General features: G+C 61.5%; 17 protein-coding genes and 1 tRNA gene. 6 read left to right on the top strand and 12 right to left on the bottom strand.

Annotated features, from left to right (window positions below; all coding sequences use genetic code 11):
* Positions 1–111 precede the first annotated feature (111 nt).
* The 10 genes from WMO66_RS05200 to WMO66_RS05155 form a co-directional block, all read right to left on the bottom strand.
* A complete protein-coding gene (locus tag WMO66_RS05200) occupies positions 112–1,278 on the bottom strand; it encodes a hypothetical protein (RefSeq protein WP_349135328.1) in 1,167 nt (388 codons plus the stop codon).
* Positions 1,279–1,357: 79 nt separating this feature from the next.
* Entirely contained in the window at positions 1,358–1,729 is a 372-nt protein-coding gene (yajC, locus tag WMO66_RS05195; protein WP_349135327.1) for a preprotein translocase subunit YajC, read from the bottom strand.
* A gap of 81 nt (positions 1,730–1,810) precedes the next feature.
* Positions 1,811–2,941, bottom strand: a complete 1,131-nt coding sequence (gene tgt / locus WMO66_RS05190; RefSeq protein ID WP_349135326.1) for a tRNA guanosine(34) transglycosylase Tgt — start codon at positions 2,939–2,941, stop codon at positions 1,811–1,813.
* Positions 2,942–2,995: 54 nt separating this feature from the next.
* A complete protein-coding gene (queA, locus tag WMO66_RS05185; RefSeq protein ID WP_349135325.1) occupies positions 2,996–4,021 on the bottom strand; it encodes a tRNA preQ1(34) S-adenosylmethionine ribosyltransferase-isomerase QueA in 1,026 nt (341 codons plus the stop codon).
* Positions 4,022–4,043: 22 nt separating this feature from the next.
* On the bottom strand, positions 4,044–4,685 hold the full coding sequence (locus WMO66_RS05180; RefSeq protein ID WP_349135324.1) for a TIGR03936 family radical SAM-associated protein: 642 nt from the start codon (positions 4,683–4,685) through the stop codon (positions 4,044–4,046).
* Positions 4,678–6,513 (bottom strand): TIGR03960 family B12-binding radical SAM protein, encoded by a 1,836-nt coding sequence (locus WMO66_RS05175; protein WP_349135323.1) that lies wholly within the window; start codon positions 6,511–6,513, stop codon positions 4,678–4,680. The genes WMO66_RS05180 and WMO66_RS05175 overlap by 8 nt, the downstream gene beginning before the upstream one ends.
* Before the next feature lie 9 nt (positions 6,514–6,522).
* Entirely contained in the window at positions 6,523–7,386 is an 864-nt protein-coding gene (gene rfbA, locus WMO66_RS05170) for a glucose-1-phosphate thymidylyltransferase RfbA (RefSeq protein ID WP_349135322.1), read from the bottom strand.
* Positions 7,387–7,469: 83 nt separating this feature from the next.
* Positions 7,470–9,362, bottom strand: coding sequence for a polysaccharide biosynthesis protein (locus WMO66_RS05165; RefSeq protein ID WP_349135320.1), 1,893 nt, complete (start codon positions 9,360–9,362; stop codon positions 7,470–7,472).
* A gap of 10 nt (positions 9,363–9,372) precedes the next feature.
* Positions 9,373–9,852 carry a S24/S26 family peptidase gene (locus tag WMO66_RS05160; protein ID WP_349135319.1) on the bottom strand — a complete coding sequence of 160 codons (480 nt, stop codon included), beginning with the start codon at positions 9,850–9,852 and terminating at the stop codon, positions 9,373–9,375.
* 60 nt (positions 9,853–9,912) lie between these two features.
* Entirely contained in the window at positions 9,913–10,803 is an 891-nt protein-coding gene (locus WMO66_RS05155) for a sugar phosphate isomerase/epimerase family protein (RefSeq protein ID WP_349135317.1), read from the bottom strand.
* 97 nt (positions 10,804–10,900) lie between these two features.
* On the opposite strand from WMO66_RS05155, the gene WMO66_RS05150 reads away from it, so the two are divergent.
* The 4 genes from WMO66_RS05150 to WMO66_RS05135 all read left to right on the top strand — a co-directional run bounded on the left by WMO66_RS05150 (position 10,901) and on the right by WMO66_RS05135 (position 15,795).
* Positions 10,901–11,737, top strand: coding sequence for a YihY/virulence factor BrkB family protein (locus WMO66_RS05150; RefSeq protein ID WP_349135316.1), 837 nt, complete (start codon positions 10,901–10,903; stop codon positions 11,735–11,737).
* Positions 11,738–11,896: 159 nt separating this feature from the next.
* Positions 11,897–11,972: transfer RNA gene (locus WMO66_RS05145), tRNA-Ala, on the top strand.
* Between the two features lie 356 nt (positions 11,973–12,328).
* Positions 12,329–14,062, top strand: a complete 1,734-nt coding sequence (locus WMO66_RS05140) for an ABC transporter ATP-binding protein (RefSeq protein WP_349135315.1) — start codon at positions 12,329–12,331, stop codon at positions 14,060–14,062.
* Positions 14,059–15,795 carry an ABC transporter ATP-binding protein gene (locus WMO66_RS05135; protein ID WP_349135314.1) on the top strand — a complete coding sequence of 579 codons (1,737 nt, stop codon included), beginning with the start codon at positions 14,059–14,061 and terminating at the stop codon, positions 15,793–15,795. Before WMO66_RS05140 ends, WMO66_RS05135 begins: the two co-directional genes overlap by 4 nt.
* Before the next feature lie 44 nt (positions 15,796–15,839).
* On the opposite strand, the gene WMO66_RS05130 is transcribed toward WMO66_RS05135, so the two are convergent.
* Positions 15,840–16,436, bottom strand: a complete 597-nt coding sequence (locus tag WMO66_RS05130; RefSeq protein ID WP_349135313.1) for a manganese catalase family protein — start codon at positions 16,434–16,436, stop codon at positions 15,840–15,842.
* A gap of 2 nt (positions 16,437–16,438) precedes the next feature.
* Entirely contained in the window at positions 16,439–16,963 is a 525-nt protein-coding gene (locus WMO66_RS05125) for a spore coat protein CotJB (RefSeq protein WP_349135312.1), read from the bottom strand.
* A gap of 231 nt (positions 16,964–17,194) precedes the next feature.
* Between WMO66_RS05125 and WMO66_RS05120 the strand changes: the two genes are divergently transcribed.
* Both WMO66_RS05120 and WMO66_RS05115 read left to right on the top strand, forming a co-directional pair.
* On the top strand, positions 17,195–17,647 hold the full coding sequence (locus WMO66_RS05120; protein WP_349135311.1) for a MarR family winged helix-turn-helix transcriptional regulator: 453 nt from the start codon (positions 17,195–17,197) through the stop codon (positions 17,645–17,647).
* Positions 17,644–18,492, top strand: coding sequence for a DegV family protein (locus WMO66_RS05115; RefSeq protein ID WP_349135310.1), 849 nt, complete (start codon positions 17,644–17,646; stop codon positions 18,490–18,492). The genes WMO66_RS05120 and WMO66_RS05115 overlap by 4 nt, the downstream gene beginning before the upstream one ends.
* Positions 18,493–18,684 lie beyond the last annotated feature (192 nt).

Raw genomic sequence — 18,684 nt, 5'->3', positions numbered from 1 at the left:
GGCTTTAATATGTGCAAGAACAGTCCCGGCAGACATTACTGCCGGGACTGAAACTGTCTTACGACCACCCGCATTTCCGCCGTCCCGGTTTTTATAGAGCATGCCTTTCTGTTAGGACTTCCGGTCATCCCGCAGAGCGCCGGTCTCCGTATCGCGCGAATAGTGGCGCAGGAATTCCCACACAAGCTCCGCCATGGACGGCGCGGGCCAATGCGGGAAATTGTCCACGGAGACGATCTGCAGCGTGTCGTCTCCATAGCGGTCCGTCACCGTGCCGATGTAGTGGTCGCAGCCGTAAATGCGCCGTACCTCGGTTTTGGAGAACGGCATGCCGATGCGGCGGCAGACGAGATCCTCGCTCTCCGCACAGGCGAGGACCTCCTCGAGCGTGACCTCGGGGCAGTTACAGGAACGCAGGCGAAGATTCAGTGATTCGACCTTGTATGCGGCATTCGGGGCCTGCACCGGCAGGCGGTTGCGTGCCGTCTCCCGTCCGCGCGGATTCGTGCGGCGCGCGTCATACATGCCGCGCTGCGGCGCATCCTCATAATAAGGCACAAGATATAGGCCCTCCTGCTGGCCGCAGACGGTCAGGATCGGGACGCGCACCTGAGCCGCGTGCTGCACGCGCTCTTCCGGCTCCATCCCCATGGAAAACGGCCCGGCAAGGCATCCGCACGGCGCAGCTGCAGCCAGAAGCTCCGGCCGGGCGAACAGCAGGGCATTTGTCTGCGCGCTCCCCTGCGAATAGCCCGTGCAGTACACGCGGCCGGGGTCGACCGGGTAGTCCCGCGTCAGAATGTCATACAGACGCAGGAGATTTTGGAGCGAGTGATCCTGCGGAATGCAGACGATCAGCTCCTCGCGCGCTGCGATGGGCAGAAAACCGGAGCACTCCTCCCAATTGATCGGCATGCTACTCCCGTGGAGCACGAACAGCAGCGGGTAGCGGCGGGAGCTTTTTTCTCGTGCCGAAACGGGCGTGAACAGCGCCCAGCGGTGATAGAAGTCATTGCGCTCCATCACTTGCTTGTCCAGACCCTGCGCGTGCCACTTCTGCACATAGGCCGGATCCATTTCGTCGCCGTAGCGGATGTAGTCTTCAAATTGCAGCACCATCTGCCGCCCCATTTCGCTGTGGATGAGCGCTTCGATGTCGCAGCCCTCTGCCGCGATGCGCGGCGTGCGGTCGCGCAGGGAAATCAGCTCGCGGTCCCCGCTTTCCGGCTTGCTCCAGACGACCGGGATGTCCCAGAGGTACAGCTCTGCATAGTCCATTTGGTTTCCCCCAAATATAGGAAGGACCTGCTGCATGCGCTGCGGCAGTTCCGTTTTATCCTGAGATCGGAATTGCCGTTTACAGGCCGTTCTTCTTCTCGTTCTTTTTGCGTTCCTTTTCGGCCTTCTTGGCGGCGGCCTTCTCCTTGGCGGCAGCCTGCGCCTCGGCGCGGGCCTTCTGCGCAGCCTCCTGTGCGGTGTTATTCGTCATAACAGACCACTTGGCCAGCTCCATGCGGACGCGGTCCATGCTGGTCTCGATGACGATATTGTCGCCCTTGATGTCGACGATCTTACCGACGATGCCGCCGATGGTCGTGATCTTGTCGCCTTCCTTCAGAGAATTGCGAAGGTTCTCTTCTTCCTTCTTTTTCTTCTTCTCGGGGCGGATGATCATGAAGTAGAACACCGCGACCATAACGACAAGGATAAGGATCATGCTGTAGTCCATAGGATTTTCCTCCAGTTTTTCACATTGTTTTTATTATACAGGCACATAGCTGCCATTGCAAGAAAAATATTATGAATTTTTTTAGATGCGGCGGTCGAGCCGCTCGGAGTATGTCCGGCGGAATTCCTCGAACCGGCCTTCGTCCAGCGCCTGACGGATGCGTTCCATCAGCTTGTTGTAAAAATACAGATTGTGCATGACGGAAAGCCGCATGGCCAGCATTTCCTCTGCCTTGAACAGATGGCGCAGATACGCGCGGGAATAGCGGCGGCAGACCGGGCAGTCACAGGCCGGGTCGATGGGCTGCATGTCGCGCTCGTATTTCGCGTTCTTCAGATTGATGGCGCCCTCCCAGGTGAAGAGCTTCGCGTGTCGCGCATTGCGCGCGGGCATGACGCAGTCGAAGAAGTCTACGCCGCGGGCGACGCCCTCAATGATGTTCGACGGTGTGCCGACTCCCATGAGATAGCGCGTTTTGTCCTTCGGCATATAGGGCTCGACGGCGTCGATGATGTCGTACATCGTCTGCGTGCTCTCGCCGACGGCAAGGCCGCCGATGGCATAGCCCGGAAGGTCCAGCTCGGCGATCTGCTGCATGTGGCGGATGCGCAGGTCGGCGTAGGTACCGCCCTGGTTGATGCCCCAGAGCATCTGCTGCGGGTTCACCGTGTCCGGCAGGGCATTCAGGCGGGCGTTTTCCGCCTTGCAGCGGACGAGCCAGCGATAGGTGCGGTCGACGGAGCGGGCTACATAGTCATAGGGCGCGGGATTCTCGATGCACTCGTCAAAGGCCATGCAGATATCCGAGCCGAGGTTCGACTGGATCTGCATGCTCTCCTCCGGGCCCATGAAGATCTTGTGGCCGTCGATGTGCGAGGCGAAATACACACCCTCCTCCTTGATCCGGCGCAGGCTTGCCAGCGAGAATACCTGAAATCCGCCGGAGTCCGTCAGGATCGGGCCGTCCCACGTCATAAAACGGTGCAGGCCGCCCAGATCGTGCACGAGCCGGTCGCCGGGGCGCAGATGCAGATGGTAGGTGTTGGAAAGCTCGACCTGACAGCCGATGGCCTTGAGGTCCGCCGCGCTCAGCGCGCCCTTGATGGCGCCCTGCGTGCCGACGTTCATGAACACGGGCGTCTGCACCGTGCCGTGCGCGCAGGTAAATACGCCCCGCCGCGCCTTCCCTTCGGTTTTTAACAGTTGAAACATGGTAAACTCCCACACAAGCGTGATTGCATTTAGCTAAATAAAAATAATGTGAAATTACTCAATGAACATGGCGTCGCCAAAGCTGAAAAATCTGTAACGCGATTTTACGGCCTCGTGATAGGCGTGCATGACATGGTCATAGCCCGCAAAGGCGGACACCAGCATGATGAGCGTGCTCTCTGGCAGGTGAAAATTCGTGATGAGCGCGTCCATCGCACGGAACTGATAGCCGGGATAGATGAAGATATCCGTCCAGGCGCTCTTTTCCGTGAACGTGCCGTCCGGCTCGGCCAGCGATTCCAGCGTCCGGCAGGATGTCGTGCCGACGCAGATGATGCGGCCGCCGTTCTGCCGCGTGCGGTTGAGCACCTCGGCCGTCTCAGCGGAGAGCATGCAGAACTCGCTGTGCATATGGTGCTCCGTGATCTCGTCGGCCTTGACGGGACGGAACGTCCCGAGGCCCACATGCAGCGTGATATAGGCAAGCGAAACGCCCTTGTCCGCAATGCGCTGCAGCAGCTCCTTTGTGAAGTGCAGTCCGGCCGTCGGCGCGGCGGCGGAGCCGGTGACGCGGGAATAGACCGTCTGATAGCGCTCACCGTCGGCTAGCTCCTCGCGGATATAGGGCGGAAGCGGCATCTTGCCGAGGCGCTCGAGCAGCTCGAGGAAGATCCCCTCATAGTGGAACTGCACCAGGCGGTTGCCGCCCTCCTCCTCGGCCGTGACCGTCGCGGTGAGCGCGCCGTCGCCGAACGAGAGCTCCGCACCGGGGTGCAGCTTGCGGCCCGGCTTGGCGAGGCATTCCCAGACGCCGCCGCCTTTGTCCTGCAGGAGCAGCAGCTCCACGGCGCCGCCCGTCGGCACGCGGTGGCCGAGCAGGCGCGCGGGCAGCACGCGCGAATCGTTCATCACAAGGCAGTCGCCAGGCTGCAGGTAGTCCACGATATCATAAAAATGCCGGTGCTCCAGCTCGCCGGTCTCCCGGTGGAGCACCATCAGGCGGGAGCTGTCGCGCCGCTCCAGCGGTGTCTGTGCGATGAGCTCCTGCGGCAGATCATAGTAAAAATCACTGGTTTTCAAGAAATTCGTCCCTTTCCAAGCATTAACGGAATACCTCGCCCTGCTCATCGAGCATTTCGAGTCTGCGGCAGCGGACAAAGTCCGGCTTTGCTTCCGGCAGATAGCGCTCGATGGCGGCGGCAAGCAGCATGGGGTTGAGCGACGGCTCCTGCGCGCTGACCTCGCACGTCAGCAGCAGCGCGCCCGGCGCAGCCTCCACATGATAGGCATGCAGCATGGGGCGGATGTCCGTCTCAGCCATGCCGCGCTTCGTGCGCTTTTCGACCACGAGCTCCGGCCGCTCCAGCAGGGTTGTGATCGCGGCAGGCTCCGGCACAGCGCCGTCATATTCCAGCGTGAGGAGCGCACGCAGGCGGCGCAGCTCACGGGCCTTGCGCGTGCTTTCATAGACCTCCAGCACCCGCACGCCCTCCGGCAGGACGGCGTTGAGTGCTTCCGGCGTGACGGCAAGCTCGCCGTCCAGCTCGTATTCCATGAGCTCGCACACGCTCTCCATGCCGACGCTCAGCGGCAGCAGCATGGACACATAGGCATGCGGAGTGAAGCCCTGCGAATGGTGCAGCACCACACCGGCCCGGCGGAACGCGCGCTGCATGAGCCGCATCAGGTCCAGATGCGACATCCAGATCGCGCGGCCTGTTTTTTCAAAGCGGATCCTATGCATCGCAGCGCCCTCCCTTCAAAAGGCGGTTCGCGCCGCAGCCGTTGCAGGCCGTCCGGCAGTCGGGCGTCGTTTCGGAGCGGTAGGCACGCTCGCGCTCGCGCAGCAGGCAGCCCGTGCTCACGCCGTCGGAGATCGTGTCCCACGGAAGAAGCTCGTCCAGGCCGAAGCCGCGCGTCGTATAGAACTCCGGATCGACGCCGCAGGCTGCGAAAGCGTCCAGCCACGTTTGATAGGAGAAGTATTCGTCCCAGCCGTCCAGCCGCGCGCCGCGGCGCACGGCCTCCTCCAGCACGGGGCCGAGGCGGCGGTCTCCGCGGGCCAGAACGGCCTCAAGGCGGCTCAGGTCGGCGGCATGCCAGTTATACTCGATGCTCTTCGACGGCATATTGTCCTTGAGCAGGCGAGCGCGGCGGAGATACTCCTCCGGCGTGATCTGCTTTTCCCACTGGAAGGGCGTGAACGGCTTCGGCACGAAGAAGGCCGTCGCCACATGGATGCGCACGCCGCGCTTTTTGTTGCTGGCGTGCTCGCGCCACGTTTTCAGAATCTCATAGACGAGCTTCGCGATGCCGAGCACATCCTCGTCCGTTTCCGTGGGCAGGCCGAGCATGAAGTAGAGCTTCACATTGTTCCAGCCGCCCTCAAAGGCGATGGCGCAGGTATCGAGGATCTCCTGCTCCGTGACATTCTTATTGATGGCGTCGCGCAGGCGCTGCGTACCGGCCTCCGGCGCGAACGTCAGGCCGCTCTTGCGCACCTGCTGCAGCCGCAGCATGAGATCGCGGGAAAAATTGTCCGCGCGCAGCGACGGCAGCGAGAGATTGATCTTGCGCGGCGCGCAGTAATCGAGCATGGCATCTGCCAGCTCCGGCAGGCCGCGGTAGTCGGATGTTGAAAGGCTGGAAAGCGTGATCTCATGGCAGCCGGAATTTTCCAGAGACTCAATGGCCTGACGGCGCAGCGTCTCGGGCGAGCGGGGCCGCACCGGGCGGTAGGTATAGCCCGCCTGGCAGAAGCGGCAGCCGCGGATGCAGCCGCGCATGACCTCGAGATTCGAGCGGTCATGGACGATCTCCGTATTCGGGACGATGCCGTCCGTCGGATAGAGCGCCGTATCCAGATCCTGCACGATGCGCTTTGTCACGCGCGCAGGCGCGCCGTCCAGCGGGGTGACCGAGGCCAGCGTGCCGTCGGCATTCCACTCGTGGCGGTACAGCGACGGCACATACACGCCCTCGATCTGCGCCACGGCGCGGAGAAATTCCGATCTGCTCCAGCCCTCGCGTTTGGCGCGGCGATAGAGCTCCAGAATTTCCGGCGTGCTCTCCTCGCCCTCGCCGACGGAGAAGAAATCGATGAAATCCGCCAACGGCTCCGGGTTATACACGCATGCGCCGCCCGCAAAGACCATATGCTCCAGCCCCGTGCGGTCGGCCGCATGCAGCGGCACGCCGGACAGGCGCAGCATATTGAGCACGTTCGTGTAGCTCATCTCATAGCCGATGGTAAAGGCAATGAGGTCGAACTCCGACACCGGGTCGCCGCTCTCAAGCGCATACAGCGGCAGGCCGTTTGCGCGCATGGCATCCTCCATATCACCCCACGGGGCAAAGACGCGCTCACACCACACGCCCTCCATGCGGTTCATGACCGCATAGAGGATGCGCATGCCGAGATTAGACATGCCGATCTCATAGGTATCCGGAAAGCAGAAGGCAACGCGCAGCTCAACGCTGCGCTTGTCCTTCATTGTCTGTCCATATTCCCCGCCCACATAGCGCGCAGGCTTCTGTACGGTGGGCAGGATGCGTTCCAACTTTTCTGTCATAAAGCTTCCTTACTTGACGAGACTCAGCAGATACTGGCCATACTCCGTCATGCGGAGCTCCTGCCCCCGTGCTGCGACCTCCTCATCTGAAATGAATCCCTGCTCCCAGGCGATCTCCTCGGGACAGGCAATATAAAGTCCCTGCCGGGACTGCACGGCCTCTACATACTGCGCGGCATTGAGCATGCCCTCGGGCGTGCCGGTGTCGAGCCAGGCCATGCCGCGGGCCATCAGCTCCACATGGAGCCTCCCCTGCTGCAGATACAGCTCGTTGAGGGCCGTGATCTCCAGCTCGCCGCGGGCGGACGGCTGCAGGGTGTGCGCCAGCTTTGCCGCGTCGCCGTCATAGAAATACAGGCCAGGGACGGCATAGCGGGACTTGGGCTTTTCCGGCTTTTCCTCGATGGAAAGGACCTGACCCTGTGCGTCGAATTCCACGACGCCGTAGGCACTCGGATTCTTCACGGGATAGCCGAAGACCGTCGCGCCCTCCGTCCGGACAGCGGCGGCACGGAGCAGCTGCTCGAGCTGCGCGCCGTGAAACATGTTGTCGCCCAGCACAAGGCAGCACGGCGCGCCGCCGATGAATTCCTCGGCGATGAGGAAAGCGTCCGCAATGCCGCGGGCGACCGGCTGCACGCCGTATTCCACATGGATGCCAAACTGAGACCCGTCTCCCAGCAGGCGGCGGTAGGACTCGCAGTCCGCCGGAGCCGTGATGAGCATGATGTCGCGGATGCCCGCCATCAACAGCACGCTCAGCGGATAATAGACCATCGGCTTGTCATAGATCGGGATCAGGGGTTTGGAAACGGCGCGGGTCATGGGGTACAGGCGGCTGCCCTTGCCGCCAGCGAGAATGATACCTTTCATCCGAATGTCCTCCCTATGATGTTGAATATGATATGCAAGCCGGGGTATCCCGGCGCTCGTACCGTTGTGTTTCCTCCCGGCACTTATGACACGTTCGCGGCCGGTCTTCCGCCTGCCTCCGGGTGATAGGTCGGCACGACCTGCGCCAGCAGCGTCCGGATCGCGGGTGAATTTTCCCGGCAGGCCGCTGCAAGGGCCGTGAGCTGCCGCTCAAAGGCAGGAACGTCGATGTCCAGCGGACGGCCGATATGGATCAGATGGTTCGGCGTGGAGCGAAGCCCCTCTTCCTGCATGAGCATCTCTTCATAGAGCTTCTCACCGGGGCGCAGGCCGGTATAGCGGACCTCGATATCCACATCCGGCTCAAAGCCGGAAAGGCGGATGAGGTTGCGGGCCAGATCGTCAATGCGGACCGGCTCGCCCATATCCAGCACGAAAATCTCGCCGCGGCCGGCATAAGCGCCCGCCTGCAGCACGAGGGATACCGCCTCAGGGATCGTCATAAAATAGCGGATGATGTCCGGGTGCGTCACGGTTACGGGGCCGCCCTCCTCGATCTGCCGCCGGAACAGCGGGATGACGCTGCCGTTGCTGCCGAGGACATTGCCGAAGCGCACGGCCACGAATTTTGTTTTGGAGCGCTCCGCCATGGTCTGCACGATCATCTCGCAGACGCGCTTGCTCGCACCCATGACGTTCGTCGGGTTCACGGCCTTATCCGTCGAGATGAGCACGAAGGTCTCCGTGCCGTAGCGGTCCGCAGCCTGCGCCACATGGAGCGTTCCGAATACGTTATTTTTAATGGCCTCGTTCGGGCTTCCCTCCATCAGCGGCACATGCTTGTGCGCCGCAGCGTGGAACACGATGTCCGGCCGGTACTGCGCAAACAGGGAGCTGACCCGCATTTCGTCGCGCACGGAGACGATACACACGGCAAGGTCCAGCTCCGGGTGTGTGCGGTGCAGCTCCTGCTCGATGGCATAGGCGTTGTTTTCATAGATATCCAGCAACACAAGGCGCTTCGGCGTATGACGCGCGATCTGGCGGCAGAGCTCACTGCCGATGGAACCGCCGCCGCCCGTGACGAGGATCGTCTTGCCGGACAGGTAGCCCGCGATCTGGGAGAGGTCGACCCCCACGCAGTCGCGGCCGAGCAGGTCCTGCACGTCCACATTGCGGATCTTCTGGATGTTGACCTCGCCGTTTGCCAGCTGATAAATGCCCGGCAGGATCTTCAGGCGGCAGCCTGTCTTTTGGCAAAGCTGCAGAATATTTCGCCGTTCGCGCACGGCTGCCGTCGGAATGGCCAGCACGATCTCTTCGATGCGGCGGGACTGTGCCAGTGCGACAATGTCGTCCCGCGTTCCGGCGATCTTGACGTTGCGAATGTACTTGCCGAGCTTGTCGCGGTCGTCGTCGATGACGCACACCACGTTGTTCTGGGAATTTTCGCTCGTCTGGAATTCCCGCAGCACGAGCATGCCGGCACTGCCTGCACCGATGAGCATCGTGCGCTTCTTGCGCTTCTCGCTGCCGGAGCGGTGCAGGATCGTGCGGATGAGACGATAGGAAAAGCGTGATGCACTGAGCAGCGCCACCAGATACAGCCCGGCCAGAACCGGGAAGCTGCGCGGCAGGTCGAGCACGCCGAACAGGATCAGCAGCAGCGTCGCGGCGGCAAACAGGAAGCAGGCACACAGAATGTGCAGCAGCTCCTCGACCCCGGCAAATTCCCAGAGGCTGCTGTAGAGCTTCAGCGGGATGAACAGGGCGATCATGCCAATCGCCACCCACGGGAAAGCCGCATGCAGTGCAGGCAAAAAGCCGCTGTCGCGCATGAGTGTGTGGATACTGAGGTCGAATCGCGACAGCAGCGCCAGCAGGCATGCCAGATACAGCAGCATGACGTCGAGCAGCATCAGGCATGCGACGCGGACGACGAGCTTCCAGTTGATTTCGGATTTGCGTTGTTTCATAGACTCTCTCTCATTTCTGCCCTTTCCTGCCGTTCCCCGGCAGGACTGCCCGCAGGTGGAAGATCGCCTGCCTGCACCAGCGCAGGCGCGGCCACAGCGCGCAGTAGACCCGGTAGCCGGGCGCCCTGCGCGTAAAAAAATGTCCTTTTCGTTCGAAGGCCACAGCCCGCGCGATGACCTGCTCCGGCCGGATCCCCCGCTCCGGCTCGGTCTGGCGGTCCCCGCAGAAAACGAGCGTGCCGTCCTGCCCGAAGCCGGTCAGGCGATGCAGCACATAGCTGCCGTCGGCGCGGCGGTAGAGCAGGACCTCACCCCGGCGCAGACGCTCCGGCACGGGGCCGAGCGTTACGCGGTCACGGCCGCCGGCCAGAAGCGGCAGCATGCTTCCGCCCGTCACGGTCAGCATGACGGTTGCTTCCAGCCGCTCCCGCAGCAGAGGCTCCGCCTGTGCAAGATGCAGCGGACGCGGCGTATGCGTATTTTTCTCCACTCGCCGCGCCCCCTCTGCGCAAACCGCTTTTCTTCCGCACCGGTTTGTGGTATACTAGGATTATAATTCTGCAAGCACCTGCAGCGTCTGGGCTGCGGCCCGCAGCTGGATGATGCGGACGGCCCGCGGCATACGCGCCAGCTCCACGACCGGCTCAATGTTCAGGACACCGCGGAAGCGGATGTCCCGCAGGGCGTCGAAGATCGGCTTCCACTCCAGCGTTCCGTAGCCGGGGAACAGATGCAGGTCCTCAAAGACCGGCCGGATCAGGCCGTAGTTGTCGTTCAGATGCAGCGTGGCCAGATTGCCGCGCCACGCACGGATCATCTCCGGCACGTCCTGCCCGCTGATGTGGGCATGGCCGGTGTCGAGGCACAGCTGCACACGGTTCGAGCCGATGCCGTAGACGAGCTCCAGCATGTCCTGCGCCGTTGTGTAGGGCACGGGCGCGTCGCCCGGCTGCTGCAGATGGCGATAGTCGAACGTGTTTTCCAGATTGATCACAATGTCGAACTTCTCCGCCAGCGGCAAAAGCTCGTGGAACCAGCGGACGTTCCAGTCGTGGATGCGCGGCCAGAGGCTGCGGTCCGGCATGCGGTGCAGATACAGCACCGGATGGAAGATCAGCTGGCGGCAGCCGAGGATGGCGCAGGCCTCCATCGTCCGCTCATAGATTTCATAAGGTGATTCGTAGTGCAGGTCGTCCGGAATGGCCTGCTCCCAGGAGGCGTGTGCCTGCGTGATGGGCAGCCCGATCCGGTCCGCCGTGCGGCGCACCCCGCGCGCCCACTGGCGCCAGTTGTCTCCGCGCAGCGGCGCGTCCTGCGGGCGGCTGTATACGCTCAGCGGGAAATCGAGGCTGTCGAACCCCGCGTCCCGCACCGTCTGCATCGCATCCTCGACGGTGGTCTCCAGGCAGAAGCTTGCCATGGCGCTGCTGATGAAATGCACGATGTCCGTGCCTCCTTTGCCGCATTCTCTTTTTCCAATTCAGTATACCATCGTTCCGTTTCTTTGTCAAATGAACTTCGCCGGAGGGAGATATAAAATGAAAAGAATGCCAGATCGGCTCGCGGCTCCCGTCCGCTTCATCCGCCGGATCGCTTTGTTCCGCGTTCCGCTCTATGCCGCAAATGCGTCGTTTTATCTGGTGCTGTCCGTCTTCCCTGCAATTTTGCTCGTTCTGGCGCTGCTGCCGCACACCGGCCTGACGGAGGCGCACCTGCTCTCTGCCCTGCACGGCGTGATCCCTTCCGTGTTTGAACCTGCGCTGGAGTGGGTCATCCGGGACCTCGGGAGCAATTCGTCCCTCACGCTTATCCCGGTTTCGGCCATTATGGCCATCTGGTCGTCCTCCCGTGGTGTTTACTGCATCAAGACCGGCCTGAACGCGATCTACGGTGAACGCGAGAGCCGCGGCTATGTCTATACGCGGCTGGTCAGCGTGCTTTATACCGTGCTGCTGCTTGCCGCCCTCCTGCTGACGCTGGTGCTGCATGTCTTCGGCAGCCAGCTTACCGCGTGGATCGCCGGAAAGCATGTGCCGATCCTGCGCCTGCTGTCGCGCGTGCTTCGCTTCCGGGGCCTTGTGCTGTTTGCCCTGCTGACGCTGCTGTTCTGGGCGATCCTGTGCGTTTTCCCGAACCGCCGCATTCCCCTGCTCCGCGCGCTGCCGGGTGCAGCCGGTGCCTCGCTCGGCTGGCTGGTGTTTTCATCGCTGTTCTCCGTCTATGTGCAGCACTTCGGCTCCTACTCCGTGTTTTACGGCAGCCTTGCCGGCATCGCCATGGCCATGCTGTGGCTTTATGTGTGCATGTCCATTCTGTTCTATGGCGGCGTGCTCAATTGCCTGCTGTTCGAGCGAAGATCGCAGCAAGGGAAATAGGAAATATATCGTTTTAATATGAACTTTTGAATCTGTATTCTGACGTCAAATTTTCCTGCCGAAAAAAATCAAAAAATTTGAAAAAAGTACTTGCAATTTGGCGGGAGGTTTGATATAATACCCGTGCACTGAGGGAAACGACACAAGAAAAGTTCATATGGGGGTATAGCTCAGCTGGGAGAGCGCTTGAATGGCATTCAAGAGGTCAGCGGTTCGATCCCGCTTATCTCCACCAAAAACACTCGATTTCACTTGAAATCGAGTGTTTTTCTATACTTTTCAGTCTGTTTTGTACTGGGCGTTTTCACCTTGGACAACAAATGGACAACAGACCTTCTCAATTTCTCCTTTTCTTACTGCGGGAAGGAAGAAGTTATGGCATCTGTCAAAGAAGAAATAATCACGCCGGACTCCCCTTCCCCGGGAGCCCGGTTTTCTTTTACTCCAGATATTTTTTCAGCTTCTTCATGTGGTCGATGGCCTCCTGCAGGGAGGCTGCTTTTGCCGGAAGTGGGTCTGTTCAAACTGCGGCGGATATGCTATACTAAATATTTGGGAAAAACATTTGCCCTGCGGGGCGTGAGGTGAAGCATGAAAAAGCTGCTGGTCTATTTGAAGGATTATAAAAAAGAGAGCATTCTAGGGCCGCTGTTCAAGCTGCTCGAGGCTTCGTTCGAGCTGCTCGTGCCGCTTGTCGTCACGAAGATCATCGACGTCGGCATCGCCACGGGCGACGTTCATTACATCGTCCGTATGGTGCTGCTGATGGTCGGTCTGGCGCTCATCGGCCTCATCTGCTCCATCACGGCGCAGTATTTCGCGGCGAAGGCCGCCGTCGGCTTTGCGGCCGGGCTGAAATCCGCTCTGTTCCGCCATATCCAGAGCCTGTCCTACAGCGAGATGGACCATCTCGGCACGGCCTCGCTCATCACGCGTATGACGAGCGACGTCAATCAGCTGCAGTCCGGCGTGAATCTGGTGCTGCGCCTGTTCCTGCGCTCACCGTTTATCGTGTTCGGCGCGATGGTCATGGCCTTTACCATCGACGTCCGCTCTGCGCTCGTCTTTGCGGTGGCCATTCCCCTGCTGTCCGTCGTCGTGTTCGGCATCATGCTGCTGACCATGCCGCTCTACCGCCGTGCACAGGCCGGGCTGGACCGCCTGCTGCGCCGCACACGCGAGAATCTCAGCGGCGTGCGCGTCATCCGCGCCTTCCACAAGGAGGCTGAGGAGACGGCACAGTTTGCAGAGGAGAATGAGAGCCTGACGCGTCTGCAGCTCTTTGTGGGCCGCATTTCCGCCTTGATGAACCCCCTGACCTACGTCCTCATCAACAGCGCGATCGTCGCCCTGATCTGGACGGGCGCGTGGCAGGTCGAGCGCGGCGCGCTGACGCAGGGCCAGGTCGTGGCGCTCGTCAATTACATGTCCCAGATCCTGGTCGAGCTCATCAAGCTCGCGAACCTGATCATTACGATCACGAAGGCGGCTGCCTGCGCCCGCCGCATCGAAAGCGTGTTTGACGAGAATTCGAGTATGACGTTCCCGGGCGAGCCCGCTCAGGATGATCCCACTGCACAGGACGCAGTCGTGTTCGAAAATGTCGCGCTGCGCTACGGCGGCGCGGGCGCAGAGTCGCTGTCCGGCCTGAGCTTCCGCGTGCGGCGCGGCCAGACCGTCGGCATCATCGGCGGCACGGGCTCCGGCAAGTCCTCGCTTGTCAATCTCATTCCCCGCTTCTATGACGCGACGGCCGGGCGCATCCTCGTCGACGGCGTCGACGTGCGCGACTATCCTGCCGGGCAGCTGCGCAGCAAGATCGGCATCGTGCCGCAGAAGGCCGTCCTGTTTGCCGGGACCATCGCGGAGAATCTTCGCTGGGGCAAGGAGGACGCAACGGAGGCCGAGCTTCAGGTCGCGCTCGAGACCTCGCAGGCGGCAGAATTTGTCTCAACCCGCGAGGGCGGGCTGAATGCCGAGGTCGCGCAGGGCGGCAAGAACCTCTCCGGCGGCCAGCGGCAGCGCCTGACCGTCGCCCGCGCGCTCGTGCGCGATCCGGAAATTCTCATTCTGGACGACAGCGCCTCCGCGCTGGACTATGCCACGGACGCGCGCCTGCGCAAGGCCATCCGCGCTCACGACGCGAATGTCACCGTGTTCCTCGTGTCGCAGCGCGCGGCCTCCATCCAGTATGCCGATCAGATCCTTGTGCTGGATGACGGCGCGCTCGTCGGGCAGGGCACACATGCCGAGCTGCTCGAATCGTGCCCGGTCTATCAGGAGATCTACTATTCCCAGTTCCCGAAGGAGGCGCAGAACGCATGAAAAAGAAAAATACCATGCGCAAGCTCCTGCGCTATCTGAAAAAATACTGGCTGCTGCTGATTCTGTCTCTGCTGTTTGCCGCGCTGACCGTAGCCATGACGCTGTATCTGCCGATCCTCATCGGGCAGGCCGTCGACCTCATCGTCGCGCCGGGGCAGGTGGAGTTTTCCATCATCGCCCGTCTGCTGCTCAAAATGGGCATCCTCATCGGCGCAACGGCGCTGTCGCAGTGGATCATGAACGCCTGCAACAACCGCATCACCTACCGCACCGTGCGCGATATCCGCAGCGATGCCTTTGCGCGGCTGGAGATCCTTCCCCTGCGCTACATCGATGCGCACAGCTACGGCGAGATCGTCAGCCGCATGATTGCGGATGTCGACCAGTTCGCCGACGGCCTGCTCATGGGCTTCACGCAGTTCTTTACGGGCGTGCTCACCATCGTCGGCACGCTGCTGTTCATGCTGTGGATGAATCCGCTCATCACGCTCGTCGTCGTGGTCATCACGCCGGTGTCGCTGTTCGTTGCGAGCTTTATCGCCCGCAAGACCTACGCCATGTTCAAGGAGCAGTCCGCCGCCCGCGGCGGGCAGACCGGCATCATTGATGAGATGGTCGGCAATCAGAAGGTCGTGCAGGCCTTCGGCTATCAGGAACGCGCACAGGGCCGCTTTGACGAGGTCAACGAGCGGCTGCGCAAGTGCTCGCTGCGCGCCATTTTCTTCTCGTCCATCACGAATCCGTCCACGCGCTTTGTCAACTCGCTCGTCTATGCGGGCGTCTGCGTGGCGGGCGCGCTCAGCGCCGTGCACGGCGGCATCTCCGTCGGCCAGCTGACAAGCTTCCTCAGCTATGCCAACCAGTATACGAAGCCCTTCAACGAAATTTCCGGCGTGGTAACGGAGCTGCAGAATGCGCTGGCCTGCGCCGACCGCATCTTCGAGCTCATCGAGGAAACGCCGCAGACCCCGGAGCCCGCCGATGCGAAGACGCTCACGGACCCCGACGGCAGCGTTGCGCTGGAGGACGTCTCGTTCTCCTACGTCCCGGAGCAGCACCTGATCGAGCATTTTGATCTTGCCGCGAAGCCCGGCCAGCGTATCGCCATCGTCGGCCCGACCGGCTGCGGCAAGACGACGATCATCAATCTGCTCATGCGCTTCTACGATGTTGACAGCGGCTGCATCCGCGTGAGCGGCGAGGATATCCGCGATTTGACGCGCGGCAGCCTGCGCACGTCCTACGGCATGGTGCTGCAGGACACCTGGCTCAAGACCGGTACCATCCGCGAGAATATCGTCATGGGCAAGCCGGACGCAACGGACGAGGAGGTCATCGCCGCGGCAAAGGCCTCGCATGCGCACGGCTTCATTCGCCGCCTGCCGCAGGGCTATGACACGCCGATCACGGAGGACGGCGGCGGCCTGTCCCAGGGGCAGAAGCAGCTGCTGTGCATTACGCGCGTCATGCTCTGCCTGCCTCCGATGCTCATCCTCGACGAGGCGACGTCCTCCATCGACACGCGCACGGAGATCAAGATCCAGGAGGCCTTCAACCGCCTGATGCAGGGCCGCACGAGCTTCATCGTCGCCCATCGCCTCTCGACCATCCGCGAGGCGGACGTCATTCTGGTGATGAAAGACGGCCACATCATCGAGCAGGGCAACCACAGGACCCTGCTGGAGAAAAACGGCTTCTATGCCGAGCTGTACCGCAGTCAGTTCGATATTTGAAAAAACCCTGCCCGGCGGGAGCGGATGCTCCCGCCGGGCAATTTTTATGCCTCGATCGCCGGATTGTAGAGATATACGTTCCTGCGGTCGAGGTGCTCGCGCAGCTTCTCGATCGCCTCGCCGAAGCGCTGGAAATGCACGACCTCCCGCGCGCGGAGGAAGCGGATGACGTCGTTCACATCCGGATCGTCCGACAGGCGCAGAATGTTGTCATACGTCGAGCGGGCCTTCTGCTCGGCCGCAAGGTTCTCGCACAGATCGCTGATGGGGTCGCCCATGACCTGCATCGTTGCGGCTGACCAGGGCGCGCCGGAGGCCGCCTGCGGATAGACGCCAGCTGTGTGATCGACGAAATACGGCGCAAAGGAGCTCTCCTGCTGCTGCTCCTCCGTCAGGTTCCGCGTGAGCTGGTGGACGATCGTGCCGACCATCTCCAGATGCCCGAGCTCCTCCGTGCCGATATCCGTCAGCAGGCCGCGCTGCTCGTCAAACGGCATGGAATAGCGCTGGGACAGATACCGGAGCGCCGCGCCAAGCTCGCCGTTCGGGCCGCCGTACTGCGAGATGATGATGCTCGCGAGCTTCGGGTTCGTGTTTTTGATCCGCACCGGATACTGCAGCTTCTTTTCATAGACAAACATCGTCAGCCCTCCCCGTCGTTTGCAGCGTACTGCCACGGCCACGGGCCGCGCAGCCAGTCATAACCGGACTCGCCCACGGCGCTGCGCTGGACGATGGGGCCGTTCTCGGCCTCCCAGGCGGCTGCCGCCTGCGCATAAAGCCCAGAATAGGAGCGGAACAGCTCCGCCGCTCTGGCATCGCCGGGATGCGTATCGAGGTATTCGCCAAGCTCCACCACGGCGAAGCCCAGCGCCTGCAGATCGCGCTGCAGCGTACCGCTCAGCTCGCCGCTGTTCTCCTGCCCGCGCAGCGGAAGGTCCAGCCCCGGAAACAGGGTACCGCGCACGGCCCCGACCGCCGCTGTATAGACGGGCGGATCATCCCTCTGGAACGGGACAAAGGGATTTGCCAGCGGCGCGCAGGCCGGAAGCATGCCGCAGGCGGCATCCTGCTGTTCCGTGCGCTCCGGCTGCGGCGCTTCCTGCGCGGCCTCCTGCCGCGCCTCGCGGAGCGCCGCTTCGATCATGGGTTGCGTTCTGAATTCCAAATATGATTCCTCCTTTATTTCGCACTCATCCCATGGTATGCCGCGCTCGTTCGGCACGTTCCTACACTTTGGGCAACACCGCATAATTCACCTTTGGCCTTCGCCGGACATTTTTCGCCGAATGCTCTTGCTGAATTGTGCGGTGCTGCCCCGAATGTTGACAAATCAATAAGTTTGTGCTATACTCTGCAGACAAGTTGATAAATCAACATATCGAAATGGAGGAACACCATGGTAGAACGCTATGGGGTCTTTACGCAGCGCATCGCGCGCATCAGCCGCTGCATCCGCCGCCTGAAGGCGGAGGAAATGGCGCTCTTCGGTCTGAAGGGCCCACATGTCTCGTGCCTGTACTATCTCGGGCTGGACGGCCCCCAGACGGCGGCGGAGCTTTCCGAGCGCTGCGATGAGGACAAGGCCGCCGTCTCGCGGACACTGGAATTTCTGCTGCAAAACGGCTATGTGACCACGGAGGCCGTATCGCGCCGCTACCGTAGTCCCCTGTATCTCACGGACCGTGGGCGCGAGGTCTTCGCCGCCCTGCAGGCACGCATTGCCTCGATGGAGGACGCTGCCAGCATGGGCCTGACAGAGGAGCAGCGGAGCAAAATGTATGCCGCACTGGAATTGATCTGCGGCAATCTGGAGCGGCTGTGCGCCGCAGAACAGGAGGATACCCTATGAAACCCGTCCGCATTCTTGTCGACTCGACCGTCGATCTGCCGGAGCGCTGCCGCGCACAGGTGCGCGCCGTTCCGCTGACGGTGCATTTCGGGGACGAAGAGCTTATTGATGGCGTTACCATCGACCGCAGGCGCTTTTATGAGCGGCTGATCGAGTCCGACGTGCTGCCCACGACGAGCCAGGCCACTCCGGCGGCCTTTGTCAAAGAATTTGAGGCCGTCCGGCAGGCCGGAGAGAGCGCCGTAGTCATCACCATCTCTGCCGAGCTGTCCGGGACCTATCAGAGCGCCTGCATTGCCGCGGCAGACTATGAGGATATCTATGTTGTTGACAGCCGCAGCGCCGCCATCGGATCCGGCATTCTGGCAGAGCTGGCGCTGGAATGGGCGGCGGACGGCATGGCCGCCGCCGAGCTTGCCGGGCTGCTGACGAAAAAGCGGGACGACATCTGCCTGCTCGGCCTGCTCGATACGCTGGAGTATCTCCGCCGCGGCGGGCGCATCTCACGCACGGCGGCGCTCGCGGGCGGGCTGCTCGGCATCAAGCCGGTCGTTACGCTGGAAAATGGGGCCGTGACCATGATCGGCAAGGCGCGCGGCTCGAAGCAGGGCAACAACCTGCTTGTGCAGAAGGTACGCGAGAGCGGCGGCATCGACTTTTCCCTGCCGATCCTGCTTGGCTACACCGGCCTGAGCGATGCCCTGCTGCAGAAATATGTGGCGGACAGCGCGGCGCTCTGGCGCGATCACTGCGGCAGTCTGGAGCAGACGCTGCTGTGCAGTGTGATCGGCACACATACGGGGCCGGGTGTCGTAGCGGTCGCGTTCTTCAAGAACGGTGTTTGAGTGCAGTCAATTTATAACAAACTGACATGCTTTTGTACAATTGACGTCAATACGGCGTATGTAAAATTTGAAACGTTTCATGCAGTTCGGTTTTGGGCAGGCTACATGGAATTATTTCAAAATATTTTGCAAAATCCTGTTTACAAACGGAACATAGTATGATATATTGAGCATGTAAGCAGGAATCATGGA

The sequence above is a fragment of the Faecousia intestinalis genome, assembly GCF_040096185.1.
Classification (GTDB): Bacteria; Bacillota; Clostridia; order Oscillospirales; family Oscillospiraceae; genus JAZOXB01.
Note: the sequence above shows the minus strand (reverse complement) of the source record. Positions and strands in the feature narration are given on the sequence as shown.

Bases quoted from the DNA above. Each gene is read 5' to 3' on its own strand.
- WMO66_RS05140 (WP_349135315.1), top strand. From the start codon at position 12,329: ATGAAAAAGCTGCTGGTCTATTTGAAGGATTATAAAAAAGAGAGCATT.
- WMO66_RS05130 (WP_349135313.1), bottom strand. From the start codon at position 16,436: ATGTTTGTCTATGAAAAGAAGCTGCAGTATCCGGTGCGGATCAAAAAC.
- tgt (WP_349135326.1), bottom strand. From the start codon at position 2,941: ATGTTTCAACTGTTAAAAACCGAAGGGAAGGCGCGGCGGGGCGTATTT.
- WMO66_RS05115 (WP_349135310.1), top strand. From the start codon at position 17,644: ATGAAACCCGTCCGCATTCTTGTCGACTCGACCGTCGATCTGCCGGAG.
- WMO66_RS05175 (WP_349135323.1), bottom strand. From the start codon at position 6,513: ATGACAGAAAAGTTGGAACGCATCCTGCCCACCGTACAGAAGCCTGCG.
- WMO66_RS05165 (WP_349135320.1), bottom strand. From the start codon at position 9,362: ATGAAACAACGCAAATCCGAAATCAACTGGAAGCTCGTCGTCCGCGTC.
- rfbA (WP_349135322.1), bottom strand. From the start codon at position 7,386: ATGAAAGGTATCATTCTCGCTGGCGGCAAGGGCAGCCGCCTGTACCCC.
- WMO66_RS05135 (WP_349135314.1), top strand. From the start codon at position 14,059: ATGAAAAAGAAAAATACCATGCGCAAGCTCCTGCGCTATCTGAAAAAA.
- yajC (WP_349135327.1), bottom strand. From the start codon at position 1,729: ATGGACTACAGCATGATCCTTATCCTTGTCGTTATGGTCGCGGTGTTC.
- WMO66_RS05200 (WP_349135328.1), bottom strand. From the start codon at position 1,278: ATGGACTATGCAGAGCTGTACCTCTGGGACATCCCGGTCGTCTGGAGC.
- WMO66_RS05180 (WP_349135324.1), bottom strand. From the start codon at position 4,685: ATGCATAGGATCCGCTTTGAAAAAACAGGCCGCGCGATCTGGATGTCG.
- WMO66_RS05150 (WP_349135316.1), top strand. From the start codon at position 10,901: ATGAAAAGAATGCCAGATCGGCTCGCGGCTCCCGTCCGCTTCATCCGC.
- WMO66_RS05120 (WP_349135311.1), top strand. From the start codon at position 17,195: ATGGTAGAACGCTATGGGGTCTTTACGCAGCGCATCGCGCGCATCAGC.